The following is a 20,131-nucleotide window of genomic DNA, read 5'->3' as shown; positions in this document are numbered from 1 at the left end:
CCCTCAGCCGTCGTAGCGGTTGGTGCGGTAGAAAGCCTGCACGCCCGCGGCATTGGGCTGGTAGCGGGCCTTGAGGCGATCGGCCTCGTTTTCCTTGCGCGCAGTGCCCGCGGGCACGGCGTCGGCGCGGATCGGGCCGGCGGCCTCAACCACCGTGGCGGCCGCGGCGGCCGCACCGCCCAGGCCCAGCGCCTTCAGGAAGCCGCGGCGCTCGGACGCGCCCTTGTTGCTTGTGCTCATGTGCTGGTTCTCCCCGACATGCGTCATGGCGGCAGCCCGAGGGCCGCCTGCTCGATCTCGATGGCAATGCGTCCGAGCCGGCCGACGGCGCGGTAGAAGCGCGCGGTGCCGGCCTTCTCGATGTCCACGAAGGCGCGCCCCGCCCAGGGGCGCAGGTGCCTGGTGAAGAAGGCCTCGGCCTCGGCGGCGCCGCCGTCGAAGCTCCCCGAGAGCAGCCCGGCATAGACCTCGCACTCGGTGCCCAGATGGTCTTCCGGTTCCGCCACGCCCTCGGTGCGTTCGAGCCCGAGGCGCGCGAGGTCGCCGCGCAGTTCGGCCAGCGGCCGTTCGTGCAGGAAGCCGGTGATGTAGTAGGAGGCGAAGGGCAGCACCTCGCCGCGGCCCAGGCCGATGAACAGATCGTGAAACTCGCGCTCGGCCGAGACAGGGTCCGCCGCACGCGCGGCTGCGGCCAGCGCGCCATAGCCCTCGCCCAACGCGGTTCCGTCGCCGCGCAGCCCGGACAAGGCCGCCAGCAGACCCGAATCGGGCGCGGCCACGAGCAACCGCCCGAGCAGCGCGAACAGGCGCGCGCGCTCTACAGTCATGCCGTCGGGCCGGACGTCCAATGTGTCCTGGGCGGACATGCCGCGCTCGTTCTCCCACTCCCAGCGTTGGCCGCAGGTTATGCCAAAAGCTAAATCATCTCAAATATCTGAAATCGTTGCGAGTTATTGCGAACGCCTCTCAACTTGGCAGCGCTGATCCATGCCGGCGGGCAGCCTCGGGCGGGGTCGCCGTGGGCACCCCGGGATCATCGGGTGTCGGCGCGAGGGCGACTGAAGGCGCCTCGGGCGCGGCGGCCCCGGCGCTGGGCTGGGCCTGAAGTTCGGGCACGGCGGCGAGTTCCGGCGGTTCTTGCGCCGTCGCCGCGTCCTCCGCCGGCGCGTCCTTGGCCGGCGTATCCGGGCCGAAGATCTGCGCCAGCATCTCCCGCACGTCGCCGACCAGGTCGAGCGATGCGCCAGGCACGCCGTCCGGCGCATTGTAGTCCCAGGCATAGTCCGCCGGCCCGACGAAGTCGCGGATTGCAGGGTCGAGCGACCAGGCCTTTCGCAGCGCCGCGCGCCTCAGCGCCTCCGGCACCTCCTTGCGCAGGAAGGCGCGGATGTCGGTGGCGGCGGTCAGGCTGTCGATCGACGGCAGGCTCGCGAGGTCGAAGGTCGCAGCGGGGGTGCCAGCGGTCGGCGGGGCCTGACCGTCCTGCGCGGCGTCCGGAGGCAGGACGGGGATGCCCGGCGCCCCCGACGGCGCGAGCGCAGGCTCGGCACCAGGCGGGATCATGGCGGGGGGCTCCGGCATCGGGGCGACAGGCGCGGCGTCGCGCGCCTGCGGGTCCTCCGGCGCGCGCCCCGCCTCCGCCGCGCGCTTGCGGCGCGACCAGCGGGAGAGGAAGCCTTCGTCGCTCATGGATCGTCCACCCGCGACCGGCGGCCGAGCGCCTCCGTATCCGCGCGGTCGCGCTTGCGCTTGTGGAATTCGCGCTGCTTGTGGTGTTCGGCCACGAAGCGTTCGACCAGCAGGCGCAGGCGGGGCGGCATGGGCAGGGCCTCGAGCAGGTCGGTGCCGGATTCGGCGTAGAGCTGCGCCTCACCCGCATCGACGGTCACGGCCTGCAGCGCATAGCCGGGCGCGGTCGCGACCGGGCGCAGCAGCACCCACACGCGCGGCGGATCCTGTTCGAGGTTGTGAATGTAGTTGTCGGTGTCGGTCGGGTGCAGCGCGACCTCGGCGCGACCGGCCAGGAACAGCGTGCGGCCGGCCTCCTCGCGCAGCACGGTCCAGGGGGGCGCGTCGGGGAAGTCCTCGAGCACCTCGCGCGGTTGCCAGGCGTGCTCGGCCCAGGGCGTCACGCCGGGGCGGCGTTCGACCACCACGCCGACCTCGACGCGCACGGTGCCGGGCACTTCCAGCGTCATGCGGCGTCCTCCCGCGCGACCAGCGGCAGCCCGGCGACCAGGTTCTGCGGCTTCATGCGCACCCGGTTCGCCGCATCCATCGCCAGCGCCAGATACACCGGCCGGCCCGCGACGCGCGGCAGCACGCGCGATGCGTCGCGGAACTCCAGCACGCCGAGCCACAGGATGCGCGCGAGGCGTTCCTGCCGCACCTTCTTCCCGTGCCACAGGTCGTTCGCGATCGACGTCGCCTCGGCATCCAGGCCGACATGCCAGCTCCAGTCGCGGTCCTCGATGACCGGCACCGCGCGGATCGCGACCTCCTCGCCGAACAGATGTCGGATGAAGCGTTCCAGCATGCGCGCGATGCCCGCGGCACCCGCGCGCCCCTCGGCGATGTCGAGAGCGAAGTCGTGTGCGTCGGACCGGCCGTGATAGAGGTGCGCATTGCCGTCGTTCAGCACGTCGATCTCGACCTCGCGCGGCGGCGCGCCGGCTTCCACCAGCAATTGCCCGAGCGCGCCAAAGCCGCCGTCGCGGCCGCGCATATCGACCACTTCCTCGTCCGCGAGCAGCGTCGCGCCCTGGTGGATGCCGGCGCGCTGCGTGCGGAACAGCAGTTCGCCGGCGCGCAGTGCAAAGGGATCGCCCTCGCCCTCGAGTGCGGCACGCGCGACCAGGTGCGTGAGCATCTGCAGCAGGATCGGCGGAATGCCCGCGACACCCTCGCGATACAGCGCGACCCAGGCGGCCTCGAGCGTGGGATGGGCCGCGACGCGATCGCGGAAGGCCAGGAACTGCGTGAAATTCTCCTGCGCATCGGCATCCGCCAAAGCGGCGATGCGCGCGGCGTCCACCGATTGCAGCGGCGCGGCCATCAGCGCGGCATGCAGCGCGCGCTCGGCCTCGCAGGCTTCGTCGGGCGGGATCAGCTCGGGCCGCGCGAGGAAAGCACGCCACAGGTCCTCGGTCGCGACCAGGCGGCCGTGGTCCGCCACGTCACACAGGTGATGGCCGGCGGCGACCCAGAAATCGCCGGGCGAAAGCACGGCGCTCATGGTTCGCGCCGCGCCATGCGCGCGAGGTCGGGATGGATCGGCGCTTCCTCCTCGCCATCGACGGCCACCGCGGCGAAGACCGGCAGCGCATCGAAGCGGCGATGGTCCTGCGGGCGTTCGTGCAGGGTGCGGAACTGCTCGCGGACCTCGCCGCCGTCGAGGCTGCGGCTGAGGGCCACGAGCGTGCCGGGCGGATGGTCGCAGAGCGATTGCGCGAAGGCGATCTCGTCCTCGGCCGCTGCGCGCGCCGCGGCATCGTCGGGTGCGCCGAGCGTGCTGCGGATATGCGCTGCCAGCGCCCCCACGGCCGCCTCGTGCTGCGCCGGCGTGGCGGTGACCACCTGCACTAGCGTGGACCACCCGAAGGAGGACAGGCCCAGGAACCCCGCGCGGAAGGCCTGGCGTCGCTTGCCCTCGAGCACGGCCACGTCGTCGTCCCAGAAGCAGAAGCCGCCGGGCACGGCCCATTCGCCGGGTTCGGCCGCGCGCGGGAACACCAGCGCGTCGGAAGGGTCGAGCCGGATGGTGCGCAGCAACTTCATGCCGCCACCTGCAAGGCGCGGTGTTCGCGCTGCCCGCCCTGGTCGAGCACCAGCGCGCCGGTCGCAGGGTCGATGCCGCGCCGCCCGCCCGCGCCGATCGCGGGGTCGAGCCGCGCCAGGTAGCGTTCCGCCATCACGCGAAACCCGCGCGCCTGCCAGTCGGCGAGCGTCGCCATGAGGTGGCGCGCCCAGGCGGCGGTCATTTCGGCTGGCGTGGTGTCGGCGTAGCCTTCCTCGAACAATGTGGTGCGGCCGGGGTCGCGGCCGGGATCCTGGTCGGATGCGGCGAAGGCGGCCTCGATGCCGACCACGACCCAGTCGGGCACCTCAGAATCGGCGCAGCCGGGCGGGGTCGCGAGGCGCGCGGCGCCGACCAGGCCGCCATTGACGCGGATGCCGACCGGCCAGTCGAAGGTCAGCGGCACCTCGGGCGGGCCGAGCGCGCCGGCGGCATCGGCGAAGGCCACCATAGCGGCCAGCAGCGCAGCGCGCGCGGCCGACAGCGGCTGTTCGGGTTCCAGCACGACCGCGGCCTCGATCCGCGCCCAGGACCTGGCCCAGACCAGCGTGCCCGCGCCGTGCTGCGGTGCCTCGGCCACCGCGCGCGTCATCGCGTCTCCGCCCTCGCGCAAGGCGATGATGGGGGTGAAGACGCTCGGCAGGTCGGGCAGGCCCTCGGACACGCGCTCCCTCGTATCATTGTGCGACCCGGCATATATGCGCCCGACCCCGAAGCACCAAACGGGGGCGTCGGGGGGCCAGGCGGCATGAGCGGAACGGATGGGCGCATCGCCCTGGTGTGCAGCTGCGAGGACACGATGCGCCTCGACGAGCGCGCCATCGCGCGCGGCTGCGGCGCCGAACTGCGCACGGCCGAACAGCTCTGCATGGCGCAGCTCGATCGCTTCATGGCGGCGCTCGCGACCGGGCGGCCGGTGACCGTCGCCTGCACCGCCCAGGCGCCGCTGTTCGCGCAGGAAGCGGCCGAGGCCGGTGCCGCCGCACCCACCTTCGTGAACGTCCGCGAGCAGGCCGGCTGGGCCGCCGAGGGTCGCGCCGCCGGCCCCAAGATGGCCGCGCTGCTGGCTGCCGCCGCCGAACCGATGCCTGCCACGCCACTGGTGCCGCTGGAGAGCCAGGGCGTCACGCTGGTGCTCGGGCGCGATGGCGTGGCGCTGGAGGTGGCGGCGCGCCTGGCCGACCGGCTGGACCTCACGGTGCTGCTGACCGGCGCGGAAGCGGTCACGCCGCCGCGCAGCGCGCCCTTCCCGGTGATGAAGGGGCGCGCGCGCGCCGCGACCGGGTACCTCGGCGCCTTCGAGGTCACCGTGGATGGTGCGGCGATGCCGCGCCCTTCCTCCCGCGCGCAGTATGAATTCGGCCCCGGCAAGGATGGCGCGACCAGCCGCGCGGACATCGTGCTGGACCTGACCGGCGGCGCGCCGCTGTTCCCCGCGCATGAGGTCCGCCAGGGCTACCTGCGCGCCGACCCCGCGGACGCCGCCGCGGTGGAACGCGCCATCGTCGCTGCCGGCGAACTGGTCGGCACGTTCGACAAGCCGCGCTTCATCGCCTTCGATGGCGGGCTGTGCGCGCATGCCCGCAACAAGCGCAACGGCTGCACGCGCTGCATCGACCTGTGCCCCACCGGCGCCATCGCGCCGGGCACCGGGACGTTGAAGGACCAGGTCGTGATCAGCGCCGAGATCTGCGCGGGCTGCGGCGCCTGCGCGGCGGTCTGCCCGACCGGGGCGGCGACCTACACGCTGCCGCCGCCGGCGGCGATGGCACGGCGCATCCGCGCTCTGCTGCTGGCCTATCGTGCCGCAGGCGGCGAGGCGCCGGTGCTGCTGCTGCACGACGACACGCAGGGCGAACCGATGCTCGATGCGCTGTCGCGCCACGGCGATGGGCTGCCGGCCCGCGTGCTGCCATTGCGGGTGAACGAGCCGACCGCGATCGATCTGTCGTTGCTGACGGGCGCCTTCGCCTGGGGTGCCTCCGCGGTGCGCGTGCTGCTGCCGGCGCGCGGGCGGCACGGCGCGGAGGGCCTGGCGCGCAACATCGAGACGGTGAACGCCACGCTGGCAGGGCTCGGGCTGGGCCATGCGGTTGCGCCCGCCGCGACGATCGAGACCGACGATCCCTTCACGCTGGGCGAGGCGCTGGCCGCGCTGCCGCGCGCGGGCTTCGGCTTCGCGCCGTCCACGCACCAGGCGATCGGCACGCCGCGCGAGATGGCGCTGCAGGGGCTGCGCGCGCTGCGCGAGGCGGCGGGGTCCGCGACGGCGACGGTGGCGCTGCCCGCGCTCGCACCCTTCGGCGTGGCGCAGGTGAATGTCGCGGGCTGCACGCTGTGCCTCGCCTGCACGAGCGTCTGCCCGACCTCGGCGTTTTCGGCGAACCCGGAGACGCCGCAGTTGCGCTTCCTCGAGGATGCCTGCGTGCAGTGCGGGCTGTGCGCGGCGACCTGCCCGGAGAAGGTGATCACGCTGGAGCCGCGGCTGAACTTCGACGCGGCCGCGGCGACGCCGGTCGTGGTGAAGCAGGAGGAACCGGCTTCCTGCCCGCGCTGTTCGAAACTGTTCGGCACCAAGGCGTCGATCGCGCGCGTGAAGGCGAAGCTGAGCGCGCACTGGATGTTTGCCGACCCGGCGCGCATCGCGATCCTGGACCTGTGCGATGATTGCAGGATCACGGAGGCGACGAGCGGCGGGTTCGACCCCTATGCCGGGGCGCCGCGGCCGGTGACGAAGACGACCGAAGATTATCTGCGCGAGGCGGAGCGGGCGAAGAAGGCGGACGAGTAGGCCGGGCATCGCTTTACGGCTTTAGGACTTTGGACCTTTAATCGCCTCGGGCTGCGCGGGGCTCAGCGGTGTGGTCGCAGCAGGGTGGCTGGGAAATCCGCCATCAAAGGCGCTCAAGATCACGGGTAGGTCGGGCTATGCCCGGTGAACAGCCGGCCGCCATCCAGGAGGCACGCAAACTCCGGGTCGTTGGTAGGAATTATTTCGCATGCTGGCCGGCGCGATGCAAGCCTTATCCGGCGCCGCAACCCGCCTGGGGACCAGGACGCGGCCATTGTCACGGCCCGCGCGGTCGCTCGGTCAGTTCCGCGGCAGCCGCGCCACCATGGGCGCATCCGGATTCTGCGCCCGGTGCCGCAGCAGGTGGTCGGCCAGGACACAGGCCAGCATCGCCTCACCCACCGGCACCGCGCGGATGCCCACGCAGGGGTCGTGGCGGCCCTTGGTCAGCACCTCGACCTCCCGCCCCTGGCGGTCCACCGAGGCGCGCGGCGTCAGGATCGAACTGGTCGGCTTCACCGCGAAGCGCGCCACCACCGGCTGGCCGGTGCTGATGCCGCCCAGGATGCCGCCCGCGCGGTTCGACCCGAAGGCCACGGTGCCGTCGGGATTCATGCGCATCTCGTCAGCATTGTCGCTGCCGGTCAGGCTGGCGGCGCCGAAGCCATCGCCGATCTCGACGCCCTTCACGGCGTTGATGGACATCAGCGCGGCGGCGATGTCGGCATCGAGCTTGCCGTAGATCGGCGCGCCGAGCCCGGGGGGCAGGCCGTCCGCCACCACCTCGATCACCGCGCCCACGGAATCGCCGGATTTGCGCAGCGCCAGCAGCCGGTCCTCCCAGCGTGCCGCGGCGGCGCGGTCGGGGCAGAAGAAGGCGTTTTCGTCCACCGCCGCCCAGTCCCAGGCGGCGGGGTCCACCCAATCCCCGCCCATCGCGACCAACGCCCCGCGCACGCGCACATCGGGGCCGAGCACCTTGCGCGCGATGGCACCGGCGGCCACGCGCATCGCGGTCTCGCGCGCGCTGGAACGCCCACCGCCGCGATAGTCGCGGATGCCGTATTTCAGTTCGTAGGTGATGTCGGCATGGCCGGGGCGGAAGCGCTCGGCGATCTCGGAATAGTCCTTGGATCGCTGGTCGGTGTTCTCGATGTGCAGCGCGATGGGCGTGCCGGTGGTCAGCCCGTCCATCACGCCCGAGAGGATGCGCACCTCGTCGGCTTCCTGGCGCTGCGTGACGAATTTCGACTGGCCGGGGCGGCGACGGTCCAGGAAGGGCTGGATATCGGCCTCGGTCAGCGCGATGCGCGGCGGCACGCCATCGACCACGGCGCCGATGGCCGGGCCGTGGGATTCGCCCCAGGTGGTGACGCGGAACAGGTGGCCGAAGGTGTTGTGGGACATGTCCCCTGGCCCTTAGCGTGTCGCGGCGGGAGCCTCAACGGGCGGGGGATGTCATGCTCGCGGGACAATTGGCGCTGGTTGCCGCGGCGGCCTTCGGCGGGGCGGCCATCTACATCAACCTGGCCGAGCAGCCGGCCCGGCTGATGCTGGATGACCAGGCGCTGCTGGCGCAGTGGAAGCCGGCCTACAAGCGGGGCTTCGCCATGCAGGCCACGCTGGCGGTGGTGGGCGGCGTGCTGGGCATGCTGGCCTGGTGGCAGTCCGGCGGCGTGGCCTGGGGCATCGGTGCGGCGGTGCTGCTGGCGAACTGGCCCTTCACGCTGCTCGGCATCATGCCGACCAACCATCGCCTGCAGGCCATCGCGCCGGAGTCAGCCGGGGCCGAGAGCCGCGCGCTTATTCGACGCTGGGGCATGCTGCACGCGGTGCGGAGCGCGCTGGGCGCGATCGCGACGTTGCTGTTCGTGGCGGCGTCGCTGGGCTGAACCGGCGCGCCCGGTCGGGGGGGCGCGCCGGCGGCGCGCTACCGGTCCGTCCGCGGCCCGCCGCGAAAGGTGCAGGTCACCATCGTGATGGTGGTGCGCGGTGCGTTCGGGTCGGCGTCGAGCGGCTGCACCTCGTCTACCCGCTCGACCAGGAAGGGGCGGGCCATATCGCAGTAGCGCGCGACGGCAGACCCGCCAGGCTGGCCGGTGTCGGTCAGGAAGACCAGCGCATCCCCGGCGCGGCAGCGCAGGCGCAGGCGCTGTTCGGCCTCGTGCTCGCTCACGCGCATCGCGTCGGGACCGGTCACGCGCACCGCCGTCCAGCAGCGGGCGTCCTCCATCTGGGCCTGGGCCGGCGGGGCCGCCGGCAGCGCCGCGACGACGGCAAGCGCGACGGCCGGAAGGAAACGGCGGATCATCGTGGGCATGGCCCAGGATTAGCCCGGAACCGTGGCCGTCTCAATCGGCGCCTGGCGTAGCAGCGTCAGCAGCGCCTGGCCGCGCGGCGACAGCCGATAGCCGGTCTCGAGGCTCTCGGTCAGGCCGAGCGCCTTCAGCTGCCGCACGCGGGTCTTGAACACCGCGGTTTCGAACCCGAGGCCGGCGGCGAGGTCACCGGCGCGCCGGCCCGGCGCGGCGGCGATGGCCTCGATCGCGCGCCGCGTCCAGGCGCCCTGCGGGCTGGCCCGGTCAATGCGGCCGAGCCGCTGGCGCAGCGCATCGGCCTCGGCGGCCGAAAGCCCGGCCTGCGCCCGCAGGGCGATGCGCGGGTCGGGGCCGGCGAGGCGCAGCACGACGCGGTGGACCGCGCCCTCGCCGCGCGCGAGGGCTGCGCGCAGAGCCGCCAGGTCAGGAAAGCCGGCCTGTTGCGCGTCCCGGGCGGTCAGGCTGGCCGGGTCGACCGTCGCGACCGCGTCGAATGCCAGTTGCCCGACCGGCGTCAGCAGCGTGCCGCCGGGCCGGGCCGGCGGCCGGGTCGCGCGCCGGAAGGCCAGGGTGATGCGCCCTGCCGCGATGCCTTCCAGCACGGCGCGGCGAAACAGCATGGCGCGGGCGGCTCAGCCCTTCTCCACCGTGATGTCCGGCGCATCGGGGTTCTTCATGCCGACCACGTGGTAGCCGCTGTCGACGTGGTGCACCTCCCCGGTCACGCCCGAGGACAGGTCGGACAGCAGATACAGCCCCGACCCGCCGACATCCTCGATGGTGACGTTGCGGCGCAGCGGCGCATTGTACTGGTTCCAGCGCAGGATGTAGCGGAAGTCGCCGATGCCGCTGGCCGCCAGGGTCTTGATCGGGCCGGCGGAGATGGCGTTCACGCGGATGCCGCGCTCGCCCAGGTCGGTCGCCATGTAGCGCACACTGGCTTCCAGCGCCGCCTTGGCCACGCCCATCACGTTGTAGTGGGGCGTGACGCGCTCGGCGCCCAGGTAGGACAGCGTCAGCAGCGATCCGCCGGTGGACATGAGGGCCGCGGCGCGCTGGCCGACCGCCACGAAGGAGAAGCAGGAAATGTCCATCGCCTGCAGGAAGGCGCTGCGCGGTGTGTCCAGGTAGCGCCCGCGCAGGAACTGCTTGTCGGCATAGCCGATGGCATGCACCAGGAAGTCGATCCTGCCCCAGGCCTTCGCAACGGCGTCGAAGGCGGCGTCCATGCTGGCGTCGTCGCCCACGTCGCAGGGCAGCACCAGGGAGGAGCCGATGCTCTCGGCCAGCGGCTTCACGCGCTTCTCGAGCGCCTCGCCCTGGTAGGTGAAGGCGACCTCGGCCCCCTGGGCGGCCACGGCGCGGGCAATGCCCCAGGCGATCGACCGGTCGTTCGCCACGCCCATGACCAGCCCGCGCTTGCCCTGCATGAGGGTGCCGGTCGCGATCCGGGGCTCTGGCGTGGCGTCGTTCATGCGGTCGGGGCCCGTCCGGATGGTTGGGGAGGCGGCGGTGGTGCCATGGCGAAGGGTGCGGGGCAAGAGAGTTCCGCCCCCGTCACTTCCCGCCGCGCGCCGCCGGCGCGACTGTTCCGCGCGACTCCGCCCGGGCGCCGCCCCTTGCCCCATCGCGCCGCGGCCCGATACAGGCAGGGGCAAGGAGCACCGACATGGACGGCATCGCCACCACCGACGACCCGATCGCGATCTTCGAGGCCTGGATGGCCGAGGCCGCCGCCAGCGAACCCAACGACCCGAACGCGGTGTGCCTGGCCACCTGCACGCCGGATGGCATGCCCTCCGCGCGGATGGTGCTGCTGAAGGGCGTCGATCCACGCGGCTTCGTGTTCTACACCAACCTGGAAAGCCGCAAGGGCGGGGAGTTGGCGGCCAACCCCAACGCCGCGCTGTGCTTCCACTGGAAGACGCTGGCGCGGTCGGTGCGCGTTGAAGGCGCGGTCGAGCCGGTGAGCGAGGCCGAGGCGGATGCCTATTATGCCTCCCGCGCACGCACCTCGCGGCTGGGGGCCTGGGCGTCGAAGCAGTCGCGCCCGCTGGAGAGCCGCTTCGCGCTCGAGAAGGCGGTGGCGGAATACGGGCTGAAGTACGCGATCGGCGAGATCCCGCGCCCGCCCTTCTGGTCGGGCTTCCGAGTCCTGCCGCAGCGCATCGAGCTGTGGCGCGACATGCCCTTCCGCCTGCACGAACGGCGCGTGTTCCATCGTGACGGCGCGGGCTGGCGGATCGAGACGCTATATCCGTGAGCATCCCGCCGGCGCAGGCGGAGGCGGCCACGCTGCTGGCGCGGCTGTCCGGCGCCGCGCCGGTGGAGACGCATATCTCGGCGGTATTCGTCGGGCGCGATACCGCATGGAAGCTCAAGAAGGCGGTGGCGCTGGGCTTTTTGGATTTTTCGGCAGTCGACGACCGCGAGCGCTTCTGCCGGCGCGAACTCGCGCTGAACGCGCCGCAGGCGCCCGGGCTGTACCGCGACGTGGTGGCCATCACGCGCGGGGATGACGGCGCGCTGCGGATCGGTGGCGATGGACCGGCGGTGGACTGGGTGCTGCGGATGGACCCGGTGCCGCCCGCGGATTTCCTCGATGCCGTGGCGGCGCGCGGGGGGCTGGCGCCCGCGCTGCTCGATGCCGCGGCGGACGCGGTGGCGGCGATGCACGGCGCGGCCGAACGTGCGGCGGTGGATGCGCCGGCGGCGCTGTCACGCATTCTGGAAGGCAATATCCCCGCGGCGCGGCGCGCGGGCCTGGACGCGGCGCGCGTGGAGGCCTGGGCGGGCGCGGCGCGGCGCGAATTGGCGCGCATCGCCCCCGTGCTGGCGGCGCGCGCGGCGGCGGGCTTCGTGCGGCGCGGGCATGGCGACCTGCATCTGGGCAACCTGTGCCTGCGCGCGGGCCGTCCGGTGCTGTTCGACGCGCTGGAATTCGACGAGGCGCTGGCGCGCATCGATGTCGGCTACGACCTGGCCTTCCTGCTGATGGACCTGGATGCGCGCGTCGGGCGCGACGCGGCGAACCGCGTGCTGAACCGCTACGTGGCCCGCACCGGCGATGCCGGGCTGGTGGCGGGGCTGCCGCTGTGGCTGTCGCTGCGCGCGATGATCCGCGCGCATGTGGAGGCGACGCGGCAGCGCGACGGCGCGGCGCTGTTGGCGGCGGCTGAGGCGCATCTTTCGCCCGCCGCGCCCCGCCTGGTCGCGATCGGCGGGTTGCAGGGGACGGGCAAGTCGACGCTGGCGCGCGCGCTGGCGCCGGCGCTGGGCCGCTGCCCGGGCGCGCTGGTGCTGCGCACGGACGAAGCCCGCAAGCGGCGCTTCGGCGTCGCACCCGAGCAACGGCTGCCGCCCGAGGCCTATGCACCGGCGGTCAGCGCGGCGGTGCACGAGGAGGTCTTCGACATGGCCGTCGCGGCGCTGGCAGGCGGCCAGGCAGTGCTGCTGGACGCGGTGTTTCTCGACCCCACGATCCGCACCCGCGCGGCGGCGCTTGCGCACGCGGCCGGCCTGCGCTTCGACGGGCTGTGGCTGCAGGCGCCGCTCGAGGTGCTGCGCACGCGCATCGCGGCGCGGCGCGACGATGCCTCGGACGCCGACGAGGCGGTGTTGCTGCGCGCCGCCGCCGCCGATCCGGGCCGCATCGACTGGCAGCGGATCGACGTGACGCACGACGGCGAGGGCGCCGCGCGCGCCGCCCTTGGCAAGGATGCGTGATTCCTGTGCTAGGCTCCGGCACTGCAGGGAAGCAACGACCAACGAACCACGGTTGGGGAGACTGGAACCATGGCCTATCGCCGCCTGCTGCTGCCGCTGACCGGAACCGCCTCGGGTGAGGCGGCGCTGGCCACTGCGCTGATCGCCGCGCGCGCCTGGGGTGCCCATGTGCATTGCCTGCATGTGCGCGTCGATGCGCGCGATGTCGCACCCCTGGCCGGCGAGGGCCTGTCGGGGGCGATGATCGAGGAGATGATGGCCGCCACCGAACGCGAGAGCGGCGAGCGTGCCGATCGCGTGAAGGCGCTGTTCGACCGCTTCACCGCGGGCCTGGGCGGCGTGACGCTGGCCGACAATCCCGACACCGCGGCCAAGACCGAGGGCCCGACGCTGTCCTTCGAATCCATCCCGGGTCGGGAGGAGGACGTGGTCGCGCAGCAGTCGCGCCTTTACGACATGGCGGTGGTGCCGCACCCGGAGGCAGGCGAGGACGTGTCGAGCAGCGATGCGCTGCACGCCATCCTGTTCGATTCCGGCCGGCCGGTGCTGATCGCCCCGCGCGTGGCACCCGCCGACATCGGCACGCGGGTCTGCGTGGCCTGGAACGGCACGGCCGAGAGCGCGGCCGCCGTCGCCGCGGCGCTGCCCTGGCTGCACAAGGCCTCCGCCGTGCGCATCCTGGCGTCGGACGAATACCAGCGGCGCGGGCCGAAGGCGGAGGGCATCCAGGCCTATCTGCGCTGGCACGGCATCCAGGCCGAGATCACCCCCTTCAAGCCGGTCACGCGCGAAGTGGGTGCGGGGCTGCTGGGCGCGACGCGCGACTTCGGCGCCGATCTGCTGACCATGGGCGCGTATTCACATTCGCGCCTGCGCCAGCTGATCCTGGGCGGGGTGACGCGGCACGTGCTGGAGAATGCCGAAATTCCCGTGATGATGTGCCGCTGAAGCCATTTCCGCTCGCTTGGGCTCGCTGCAACGCCTCCGGCCCGTTGTTTTGACGAGCATCTTCACCCGACCAGATGATTCCACCTGATCGGGATCTGCTCTAGGCGCATCATCACGCGCCTGAATGGGCGCGATCAGGGCCGCCGCGTGGCGGCGCCCGCCCCGCGGGCCTATCTCCCGCTGCAACTGGCGCGGCACCCCGCGCCGCAGACGGAGCAAGGCACCATGATCGACGTGCGACCCTTCAGCAGCCTCGGCAAGGCGAAGTTCGGCTGGCTCGACGCCAACCACCATTTCTCCTTCGGCCACTACATGGACCCGCAGCGCATGGCCTGGGGCAAGCTGCGCGTCTGGAACGACGACGAAATCGCGCCAGGCACCGGCTTCGACCCCCACCCGCACCGCGACATGGAGATCATCACCTATGTCCGCGAGGGGGCCATCACCCACAAGGACAACATGGGCAACGAAGGCCGCACCGAGGCCGGCGACGTCCAGGTGATGAGTGCCGGCACCGGCGTGGTGCACGCGGAATACAACCTCGAACCCGGCAAGACGACGCTGTTCCAGATCTGGATCGTGCCCGACAAGCGCGGTGCGAAGCCGTCCTGGGGGGCGAAGCAGTTCCCCAAGGAAAAGCGCGAGGCCGGCTTTGACGTGCTCGCCTCCGGCCGGCCGCAGGATGCGGGCAACGGCGCGCTGCCGATCAACGTGGACGGGGCGGTGCTCGCGACCACACTGAAGAAGGGGCAGACGCTGGTGCAGCCGCTGGGCGAAGGCCGCGCGGCCTACCTGGTGGCGGCGCGCGGCGCGGTCACGGTGAACGGCGTGGCAGCGGCCGCACGCGACGGCATCGCCATCCGCGACGAACGCGAATTCGCCATCACGGCGACCGACGACGCGGAACTGGTGATGGTGGAGGTTGCGGCGGACTGACGCAGCGACGGCTCCGGCCGGCCCACCGGCCGGCCGGGCCACCCGACCACGGGAAGGCGCGCGATTCTGCCGCAAGGCCTTCGCGCGCAGCCCCGCCACGGCCTATCCTTCGGATAACGAACCGAGGAGACGCCGCCATGCCCAGCCTGCCCGACGGCACGCCCATCCCCGCGCTCGGCCAGGGCACCTGGCATATGGGCGAAGGCGCACGCTCGCGGGCCGAGGAAGCCGACGCGCTGCGGCTCGGCCTCGACCTCGGCATGACACTCATCGACACCGCCGAGATGTACGCCGAGGGCGGCGCCGAGGAGGTGGTGGGCGAGGCCATCGCCGGGCGGCGCGACGAGGCCTTCCTGGTGTCGAAGGTCTACCCGCACAACGCCTCGCGCCACGGCGCGATCGCCGCCTGCGAACGCAGCCTGAAACGCCTGCGCGTCGAAACCATCGACCTGTACCTGCTGCACTGGCGCGGGTCCCACCCCCTCAGCGAGACCGTCGAAGCCTTCGAAGCGCTGAAGCGCGATGGCAAGATCCGCCACTGGGGCGTGTCCAACTGCGACGTGGACGACCTCGAGGAACTCGGCCCCGCCCTGGCGAACTGCGCGGCCGACCAGGTCCTGTACAGCCTCGAACACCGGGGCATCGAATACGACCTGCTGCCTTTCTGCACCCAACGCCAGATGCCCGTCATGGCGTACTCGCCAGTCGGCCAGGGCGGCAAGCTGCTGCGCCACCGCGCCCTTCACGACGTCGCCGCACGCTACGGCATCACCCCCGCACAGGTCGCCATCGCCTGGACCCTCAGGCACCCGCACATCATCAGCATCCCGAAATCCAGCACCCCCACCCACATCCGCCAGAACGCGGCGACGCGCGACATCCACCTGACGCCGGACGACCTGACCACCCTCGACACCGCCTTCACGCCACCGGCACGAAAACGCGGGCTGGCGATGCTGTAGGGGCGGGCGTTCCCGGAGAGGGGCTTTGCCCCCCTCCGGACCTCCCCCCACCAAGGGGCAACGGCCCCTTGGATCGCGGATTTTGAATCGGGGAGATTGGGGAGGGGCATCGTCGGTGCCGCGCGGCGCGAAGGTTGCGCCATGCCCCTCCCCAATCTCCCCGATCAAGTCGAGGGGTCCAGGGGCCTTTAGGCCCTTGGTGGGTGGGGTTCGGGGAGGGCAAAGCCCTCCCTGAGGACCGCCCACGCCTACCGGAACACCGGCACCGCGTTGTCGTCCTGTGGTGGTGGGGGTGGTGCGTCGATGGTGACGCTGGCGGGGTCCACGCCGGTGCCGCGGTCGAGCCAGTAGGTCACGCTTTCGGGCCAGGCGATGACGATGGCGACCAGCAGCAGTTGCAGGAACAGCCACGGGACGGCGCCCCAGTAGATGTCGCGGGATCGCACTTCCTTGGGCGCGATGCCGCGCAGGTAGAACAACGCGAAGCCGAAGGGCGGGTGCATGAAGCTGGTCTGCATGTTGATGCACAGCAGCACGCCGAACCACACCAGGTCGATGTCGAGCTTGGCCGCCACCGGGGCCAGCAGCGGCACCACGATGAAGGCGATTTCGAAGAAGTCGAGGAAGAACGCCAGGAAGAAGATGAAGACGTTGACGAAGATCAGGAAGCCGGTCTGGCCGCCGGGGAGCTGGGCGAGCAGGTGTTCGATCCAGTGGCTGCCCTCCACGCCCTGGAACACCAGCGAGAAGACGGTGGCGCCGATCAGGATGAAGATCACCATGGCGGTGATGCGCATGGTGTTGGACATGGCTTCGCGCAGCAGCTTCCAGGTGAAGCGGCGGTTGATGACCGCCAGTACCACCGCGCCGACCGCGCCCATGGCGCCCGCTTCGGTGGGCGTGGCCAGGCCCATGAAGATGGTGCCGAGCACCAGGAAGATCAGGACGATCGAGGGCACCATGCCCTTCAGCACGCGCCACCACAGGCCCCAGCCGCGCGGCACGAGCGCTTCCGGCGGCAGCGCCGGGACCTTGTGCGGCGCGAAGAACGACACGCAGGCGATGAAGCCCATGAAGAGCAGGATCTGCAGCACCGACGGCCCGATCGCGCCGGCGTACATGTCGCCGACCGACTTGCCGAGCTGGTCGCCCAGCACGATCAGCACGAGCGAAGGCGGGATGACCTGCGTGATGGTGCCCGAGGCCGCGATCACGCCGGTGGCGATGCGCATGTCGTAGCCGTAGCGCATCATGATGGGCAGCGAGATCATGCCCATGGCGATGACCGATGCCGCGACGGTGCCGGTGATCGCGCCCAGGATCGCGCCCACGATGATGACGGCGTAGGCGAGCCCGCCTGGGACTTTCCCGAACAATTGCCCGGTGCCTTCGAGCAGGTCCTCGGCCAGGCCGCAGCGTTCCAGGATGGCGCCCATCAGGGTGAAGAACGGGATCGCCAGCAGCAGGTCGTTGGACAGGATGCCGAACACCCGAAGCGGCAGGTTGCCCAGGTAGGCGGCCGTGAAGAAGCCCAGTTCGATCGACACGAAGCCGAAGAACAGCCCGACGGCACACAGGCTGAAGGCCACCGGGAATCCCAGCAGCAGGAACACCACCAGGCCGCCGAACATCAGCGCCGGCATGATCTCGAGACTGGGGATCATTGTTCCGGCCGCTGGTATTCGTCGAGTCGTACCACGGCGGGGTCCATGCCGCGCAGGGCGGCGATGCGCTTCACCAGTTCCGACAGCCCCTGCAGGCTGACCAGCGCGAAGCCGATCGGCAGAAGGATCTTGACCGGCCATCGCAGCAGGCCGCCGGCGTTGGAGGATGTCTCCCCGCGCATCCAGGAATCGACGAACATCGGCCAGGTCATCCAGGCCAGCAGCAGCATCGCCGGCAGCAGGAAGAAGATGATGCCGAAGACGTCGATCCAGAGCTTGGTGCGCGGCCCGACCCAGCCATAGACCAGGTCCACGCGGACGTGTTCGTTGCGCTTGAGCGTATAGGCGGCGCCAAGCATGACGGTGCCGGCGAACAGGTACCACTGCACCTCGAGCCAGGCATTGGAGGACAGCGAGAAGCCGTAGCGCATGGCGGCGTTGCCGGCGCTGATGGCGCAGGCCGACAGCACGAGCCAGTCCGCCACGCGGCCGAACAGCGCGTTCATGGCATCGACGCCGCGGCTGAAACCGAGCAGGGCGTGCATCTCAGCGTGCGTCCGGGCCGCGCTGCGGCCGGTCCTGGCGGCGCATGGCGCCCTGGCCTCCGTGTGTTGGCCCCGGGATGAGGCGCGGCGGCGTCTAGCGCGGTTCGGCGCCGGTCGGAAGGGCCGGGATCGCAGCGCGGCGCCCCGGGGCGCGGGGCGCCACGCAGCGGTTGGTCCCCGGCGGAACGGGTTTGGGCGGTGCGGTGGGGGGGTTTGCGGCGCGGGGCCGGCGATTGGGGCTGCGGCGCGCGAGGGGCGTTCGGCACCTGCGCGCTCGCGCTGCGTCCCGTCGCCGGGGGCAGGCGCCAGGCCCGGCGTGCCGAGGCGCGACGGGCCGCCGGCGGAACGGCGCGGCGGAGGTGCGGCCCAGGCTGGCCGCGGCGCGGCGCGGGGGCCTATCCTTCCCTGGTGACTCGACACCCCTCATCGTGCTGACGGTCCTTGCCCTGCTGGTCGGTGCCCTGGTCCTGCTGGGGGCTGTGGCCTGGTGGCTGGCGCGCTCGGCAATCGGGGCGCGGGCGGTGCATGGCGGCGTGGCGCTGGCGGGGTTGATGCTGGCGGCGGGGGGCGTCGCGGGGCTGCTGGCGGGGCCGGCGGTGCTGGCGCTGCCGTTCGGGCCGCCCTGGGGGCCGGCGCGGCTCGCGCTCGACCCGCTCTCGGCCTGGTTCCTACTGCCGGTGGGCCTGTCGGCGGCCTGCGCGGGGCTGTTCGCGCTGGGGGGCGTGCATGGGCCGGTGCCGCCGCGCGCGCTGGTGCCCTGGCCGATCTTCCTAGCGGGCATGGCACTGTGCGTGCTGGCGGCGGATGGCTTCACCCTGCTGCTGGGGTTCGAGGCGATGTCCGTCGCCTCCTGGGTGCTGGTGGCGCAGGACCATGCGCAGGCCGAGAACCGGCGTGCGGCGCGCCTGTACCTGGGCTTCGCGGGGTTCGGCGGCGTGTCGCTGATGCTGGCCTTCGGGTTGATGGCAGGTGGCGCGGGGGACATGGCCTTCGCGGCACTGCGCGATGCGCCGCCCGAGGGCTGGCGCGCGGCGGCGGTGCTGGCGCTGGTGTTGGCGGGGGCGGGGTCGAAGGCCGGGTTGTTCCCGCTGCATGTGTGGCTGCCGCTCGCGCACCCGGCGGCGCCGAGCCATGTCTCGGCGGTGATGTCCGGCGCCATGACCAAGGTCGCGCTGTATGTGATCGCGCGCTGCGTCTTCGACCTGATGGGGCCAGCGCAGTCCTTCTGGATCGGGGCGCCGCTGATCGTGCTGGGGGCGGCCTCGGCGGTCATCGGCGCGCTGCGGGCGAATCTCGAGGACGACACCAAGACGCTGCTGGCCTGTTCGACCATCGAGAATGTCGGGCTGGTGGCGATCGGGCTGGGGCTGGCACTGGCGTTCCGCGGGGCGGACCTGCCGGCGCTGGCGGCGCTGGCGGCGGCGGCGGCGCTGCTGCACGCGCTGAACCACGCCGTGTTCAAGACGCTGCTGTTCCTGGCGGCCGGTGAGGTGCTGCACGGCGCGGGGTCGCGCGCCATCGACCGGCTGGGCGGCCTGGTGCACCGGATGCCGGTGACCGCCTGGGCGGCGCTGGTGGGGGTGGCGGCGGCGGCCGCACTGCCGCCGCTGTCGGGCTTCGCCTCGGAATGGCTGCTGCTGCAGGCGCTGCTGGCGGCGTGGCGCGTGGGGGATTTGGCCTTCCAGATGGGCGCGGCGGCGGCGACGGCGCTGGCGGCGCTGGGCGCGGCGCTCGCGGCGGCGGCGATGGTGCGGTTCTGGGGGTTGGTGTTCCTCGGCCGGCCGCGCACGCCGCGTGCGGCGGGGGCGGAGGAGGGCGGCGGTGCGGCGCGCTGGGCGCTGCTCGTCCCGGCCGGGCTGACGGTGCTGCTGGGGCTGCTGCCCGGGGTGGCGCTGGACCTGGCGGAACCGGCGCTGCGGCTGATGGCCGGGGCGGCGGCACCGCGCACCGGTCTGCTGGTGGTGGGCGCCGCGGAAGGTGGGGCGCGGTATTGGCCGCTGCTGGTGGCGGTGCTGCTGGCACTGGCGGTGGGGGCGGTGCTGTGGGCGGTGCGGCGGCGCGCACCGTCTGGCGTGGTGCGCGGGCCGGCCTGGGATTGCGGGTTCATCGCGGCACCGGCGCACCTGCCCTTCGGGGACCCGGCCTCGCAGCCCACGGCGGCCGGGTTCGGGCAGCCGCTGCGGAGGATGCTGGGCGGGTCGCTGCTGGCGGCGCGGGAGGGCGTGGCAATGCGCCCGCCGGGGTCGATGGCACCGGCACGGCTGGATGCAGGCTTCGCCGACCCCGCGCTGGTGGCGTTGGAGGGCCCCCTGCCCCGCTGGCGGGATGCGCTGGCGGGGCAGGCAGAGCGGCTGCGGGACCTGTCGATCCGGCAGTGCCTCGGGCTCACCTTCGGGGCGGTGGTGCTGATGCTGGTGTTGCTGGCCGTTCTGGAGCGCGGCTGAG

Annotated in this window: 21 protein-coding genes; 8 read left to right on the top strand and 13 right to left on the bottom strand. The window is 72.4% G+C overall.

Going from position 1 to position 20,131, the window contains the following annotated elements:
• Window positions 1-3: 3 nt before the first annotated feature.
• From MWM08_RS04545 to MWM08_RS04515, 7 genes are all read right to left on the bottom strand, one after another.
• Window positions 4-240 (bottom strand): twin-arginine translocation signal domain-containing protein, encoded by a 237-nt coding sequence (locus tag MWM08_RS04545; protein ID WP_244458288.1) that lies wholly within the window; start codon window positions 238-240, stop codon window positions 4-6.
• A gap of 23 nt (window positions 241-263) precedes the next feature.
• Window positions 264-866 carry a TorD/DmsD family molecular chaperone gene (locus MWM08_RS04540; protein WP_244458287.1) on the bottom strand — a complete coding sequence of 201 codons (603 nt, stop codon included), beginning with the start codon at window positions 864-866 and terminating at the stop codon, window positions 264-266.
• 100 nt (window positions 867-966) lie between these two features.
• Complete coding sequence (locus MWM08_RS04535; RefSeq protein WP_244458286.1) at window positions 967-1,689, bottom strand: DUF3306 domain-containing protein; 723 nt, start codon at window positions 1,687-1,689, stop codon at window positions 967-969.
• Window positions 1,686-2,198 (bottom strand): DUF3305 domain-containing protein, encoded by a 513-nt coding sequence (locus MWM08_RS04530; RefSeq protein WP_244458285.1) that lies wholly within the window; start codon window positions 2,196-2,198, stop codon window positions 1,686-1,688. The genes MWM08_RS04535 and MWM08_RS04530 overlap by 4 nt, the downstream gene beginning before the upstream one ends.
• Window positions 2,195-3,235: a DUF6352 family protein gene (locus MWM08_RS04525; RefSeq protein WP_244458284.1), complete on the bottom strand. Its 1,041-nt coding sequence runs from the start codon at window positions 3,233-3,235 to the stop codon at window positions 2,195-2,197. The genes MWM08_RS04530 and MWM08_RS04525 overlap by 4 nt, the downstream gene beginning before the upstream one ends.
• Complete coding sequence (locus MWM08_RS04520) at window positions 3,232-3,777, bottom strand: DUF6505 family protein (RefSeq protein WP_244458283.1); 546 nt, start codon at window positions 3,775-3,777, stop codon at window positions 3,232-3,234. The genes MWM08_RS04525 and MWM08_RS04520 overlap by 4 nt, the downstream gene beginning before the upstream one ends.
• On the bottom strand, window positions 3,774-4,460 hold the full coding sequence (locus tag MWM08_RS04515) for a biotin/lipoate--protein ligase family protein (protein WP_244458282.1): 687 nt from the start codon (window positions 4,458-4,460) through the stop codon (window positions 3,774-3,776). The genes MWM08_RS04520 and MWM08_RS04515 overlap by 4 nt, the downstream gene beginning before the upstream one ends.
• A gap of 84 nt (window positions 4,461-4,544) precedes the next feature.
• Here MWM08_RS04515 and MWM08_RS04510 point away from each other — a divergent pair, with 84 nt between their 5' ends.
• Window positions 4,545-6,587, top strand: coding sequence for a 4Fe-4S dicluster domain-containing protein (locus MWM08_RS04510; RefSeq protein WP_244458281.1), 2,043 nt, complete (start codon window positions 4,545-4,547; stop codon window positions 6,585-6,587).
• A gap of 300 nt (window positions 6,588-6,887) precedes the next feature.
• Here the strand turns inward: MWM08_RS04510 and aroC are convergent, their stop codons facing one another.
• On the bottom strand, window positions 6,888-7,994 hold the full coding sequence (aroC, locus tag MWM08_RS04505; RefSeq protein ID WP_244458280.1) for a chorismate synthase: 1,107 nt from the start codon (window positions 7,992-7,994) through the stop codon (window positions 6,888-6,890).
• A 53-nt stretch (window positions 7,995-8,047) separates the two neighbouring features.
• On the opposite strand from aroC, the gene MWM08_RS04500 reads away from it, so the two are divergent.
• Window positions 8,048-8,479, top strand: coding sequence for an anthrone oxygenase family protein (locus MWM08_RS04500; RefSeq protein WP_244458279.1), 432 nt, complete (start codon window positions 8,048-8,050; stop codon window positions 8,477-8,479).
• 38 nt (window positions 8,480-8,517) lie between these two features.
• On the opposite strand, the gene MWM08_RS04495 is transcribed toward MWM08_RS04500, so the two are convergent.
• From MWM08_RS04495 to fabI, 3 genes are read right to left on the bottom strand one after another with little or no spacing between them, the layout of a single operon-like run.
• A complete protein-coding gene (locus MWM08_RS04495; RefSeq protein ID WP_244458278.1) occupies window positions 8,518-8,898 on the bottom strand; it encodes a hypothetical protein in 381 nt (126 codons plus the stop codon).
• 18 nt (window positions 8,899-8,916) lie between these two features.
• A complete protein-coding gene (locus MWM08_RS04490) occupies window positions 8,917-9,525 on the bottom strand; it encodes a hypothetical protein (protein ID WP_244458277.1) in 609 nt (202 codons plus the stop codon).
• A 12-nt stretch (window positions 9,526-9,537) separates the two neighbouring features.
• Window positions 9,538-10,380: an enoyl-ACP reductase FabI gene (gene fabI / locus MWM08_RS04485; protein ID WP_244458276.1), complete on the bottom strand. Its 843-nt coding sequence runs from the start codon at window positions 10,378-10,380 to the stop codon at window positions 9,538-9,540.
• Window positions 10,381-10,574: 194 nt separating this feature from the next.
• Between fabI and pdxH the strand changes: the two genes are divergently transcribed.
• The 5 genes from pdxH to MWM08_RS04460 all read left to right on the top strand — a co-directional run bounded on the left by pdxH (window position 10,575) and on the right by MWM08_RS04460 (window position 15,477).
• A complete protein-coding gene (gene pdxH, locus MWM08_RS04480; RefSeq protein WP_244458275.1) occupies window positions 10,575-11,168 on the top strand; it encodes a pyridoxamine 5'-phosphate oxidase in 594 nt (197 codons plus the stop codon).
• The gene (locus tag MWM08_RS04475; RefSeq protein ID WP_244458274.1) at window positions 11,165-12,631 is read left to right on the top strand and encodes a bifunctional aminoglycoside phosphotransferase/ATP-binding protein; all 1,467 of its coding nucleotides are present in this window, start codon (window positions 11,165-11,167) and stop codon (window positions 12,629-12,631) included. The genes pdxH and MWM08_RS04475 overlap by 4 nt, the downstream gene beginning before the upstream one ends.
• A gap of 69 nt (window positions 12,632-12,700) precedes the next feature.
• Window positions 12,701-13,579, top strand: coding sequence for a universal stress protein (locus MWM08_RS04470; RefSeq protein WP_244458273.1), 879 nt, complete (start codon window positions 12,701-12,703; stop codon window positions 13,577-13,579).
• A 225-nt stretch (window positions 13,580-13,804) separates the two neighbouring features.
• Complete coding sequence (locus MWM08_RS04465; protein WP_244458272.1) at window positions 13,805-14,515, top strand: pirin family protein; 711 nt, start codon at window positions 13,805-13,807, stop codon at window positions 14,513-14,515.
• A gap of 137 nt (window positions 14,516-14,652) precedes the next feature.
• Window positions 14,653-15,477 (top strand): aldo/keto reductase, encoded by an 825-nt coding sequence (locus tag MWM08_RS04460; protein ID WP_244458271.1) that lies wholly within the window; start codon window positions 14,653-14,655, stop codon window positions 15,475-15,477.
• A gap of 248 nt (window positions 15,478-15,725) precedes the next feature.
• Here the strand turns inward: MWM08_RS04460 and MWM08_RS04455 are convergent, their stop codons facing one another.
• Together MWM08_RS04455 and MWM08_RS04450 are read right to left on the bottom strand one after the other, a co-directional pair.
• Window positions 15,726-17,141: a TRAP transporter large permease gene (locus tag MWM08_RS04455; RefSeq protein WP_244458270.1), complete on the bottom strand. Its 1,416-nt coding sequence runs from the start codon at window positions 17,139-17,141 to the stop codon at window positions 15,726-15,728.
• On the bottom strand, window positions 17,138-17,686 hold the full coding sequence (locus tag MWM08_RS04450; RefSeq protein WP_244458269.1) for a TRAP transporter small permease subunit: 549 nt from the start codon (window positions 17,684-17,686) through the stop codon (window positions 17,138-17,140). Before MWM08_RS04450 ends, MWM08_RS04455 begins: the two co-directional genes overlap by 4 nt.
• A 428-nt stretch (window positions 17,687-18,114) precedes the next feature.
• On the opposite strand from MWM08_RS04450, the gene MWM08_RS26415 reads away from it, so the two are divergent.
• The gene (locus tag MWM08_RS26415) at window positions 18,115-20,130 is read left to right on the top strand and encodes a proton-conducting transporter transmembrane domain-containing protein (protein ID WP_279323233.1); all 2,016 of its coding nucleotides are present in this window, start codon (window positions 18,115-18,117) and stop codon (window positions 20,128-20,130) included.
• Window position 20,131: the final 1 nt, after the last annotated feature.

Source organism: Roseomonas fluvialis (genome assembly GCF_022846615.1).
GTDB classification, from domain to species: Bacteria; Pseudomonadota; Alphaproteobacteria; order Acetobacterales; family Acetobacteraceae; genus Neoroseomonas; species Neoroseomonas fluvialis.
This window is presented reverse-complemented; position numbering and strand designations above follow the sequence as displayed.

Bases quoted from the DNA above. Each gene is read 5' to 3' on its own strand.
- MWM08_RS04545 (WP_244458288.1), bottom strand. From the start codon at position 240: ATGAGCACAAGCAACAAGGGCGCGTCCGAGCGCCGCGGCTTCCTGAAG.
- MWM08_RS04540 (WP_244458287.1), bottom strand. From the start codon at position 866: ATGTCCGCCCAGGACACATTGGACGTCCGGCCCGACGGCATGACTGTA.
- MWM08_RS04535 (WP_244458286.1), bottom strand. From the start codon at position 1,689: ATGAGCGACGAAGGCTTCCTCTCCCGCTGGTCGCGCCGCAAGCGCGCG.
- MWM08_RS04530 (WP_244458285.1), bottom strand. From the start codon at position 2,198: ATGACGCTGGAAGTGCCCGGCACCGTGCGCGTCGAGGTCGGCGTGGTG.
- MWM08_RS04525 (WP_244458284.1), bottom strand. From the start codon at position 3,235: ATGAGCGCCGTGCTTTCGCCCGGCGATTTCTGGGTCGCCGCCGGCCAT.
- MWM08_RS04520 (WP_244458283.1), bottom strand. From the start codon at position 3,777: ATGAAGTTGCTGCGCACCATCCGGCTCGACCCTTCCGACGCGCTGGTG.
- MWM08_RS04510 (WP_244458281.1), top strand. From the start codon at position 4,545: ATGAGCGGAACGGATGGGCGCATCGCCCTGGTGTGCAGCTGCGAGGAC.
- aroC (WP_244458280.1), bottom strand. From the start codon at position 7,994: ATGTCCCACAACACCTTCGGCCACCTGTTCCGCGTCACCACCTGGGGC.
- MWM08_RS04500 (WP_244458279.1), top strand. From the start codon at position 8,048: ATGCTCGCGGGACAATTGGCGCTGGTTGCCGCGGCGGCCTTCGGCGGG.
- MWM08_RS04495 (WP_244458278.1), bottom strand. From the start codon at position 8,898: ATGATCCGCCGTTTCCTTCCGGCCGTCGCGCTTGCCGTCGTCGCGGCG.
- MWM08_RS04490 (WP_244458277.1), bottom strand. From the start codon at position 9,525: ATGCTGTTTCGCCGCGCCGTGCTGGAAGGCATCGCGGCAGGGCGCATC.
- fabI (WP_244458276.1), bottom strand. From the start codon at position 10,380: ATGAACGACGCCACGCCAGAGCCCCGGATCGCGACCGGCACCCTCATG.
- pdxH (WP_244458275.1), top strand. From the start codon at position 10,575: ATGGACGGCATCGCCACCACCGACGACCCGATCGCGATCTTCGAGGCC.
- MWM08_RS04470 (WP_244458273.1), top strand. From the start codon at position 12,701: ATGGCCTATCGCCGCCTGCTGCTGCCGCTGACCGGAACCGCCTCGGGT.
- MWM08_RS04465 (WP_244458272.1), top strand. From the start codon at position 13,805: ATGATCGACGTGCGACCCTTCAGCAGCCTCGGCAAGGCGAAGTTCGGC.
- MWM08_RS04460 (WP_244458271.1), top strand. From the start codon at position 14,653: ATGCCCAGCCTGCCCGACGGCACGCCCATCCCCGCGCTCGGCCAGGGC.
- MWM08_RS04455 (WP_244458270.1), bottom strand. From the start codon at position 17,141: ATGATCCCCAGTCTCGAGATCATGCCGGCGCTGATGTTCGGCGGCCTG.
- MWM08_RS04450 (WP_244458269.1), bottom strand. From the start codon at position 17,686: ATGCACGCCCTGCTCGGTTTCAGCCGCGGCGTCGATGCCATGAACGCG.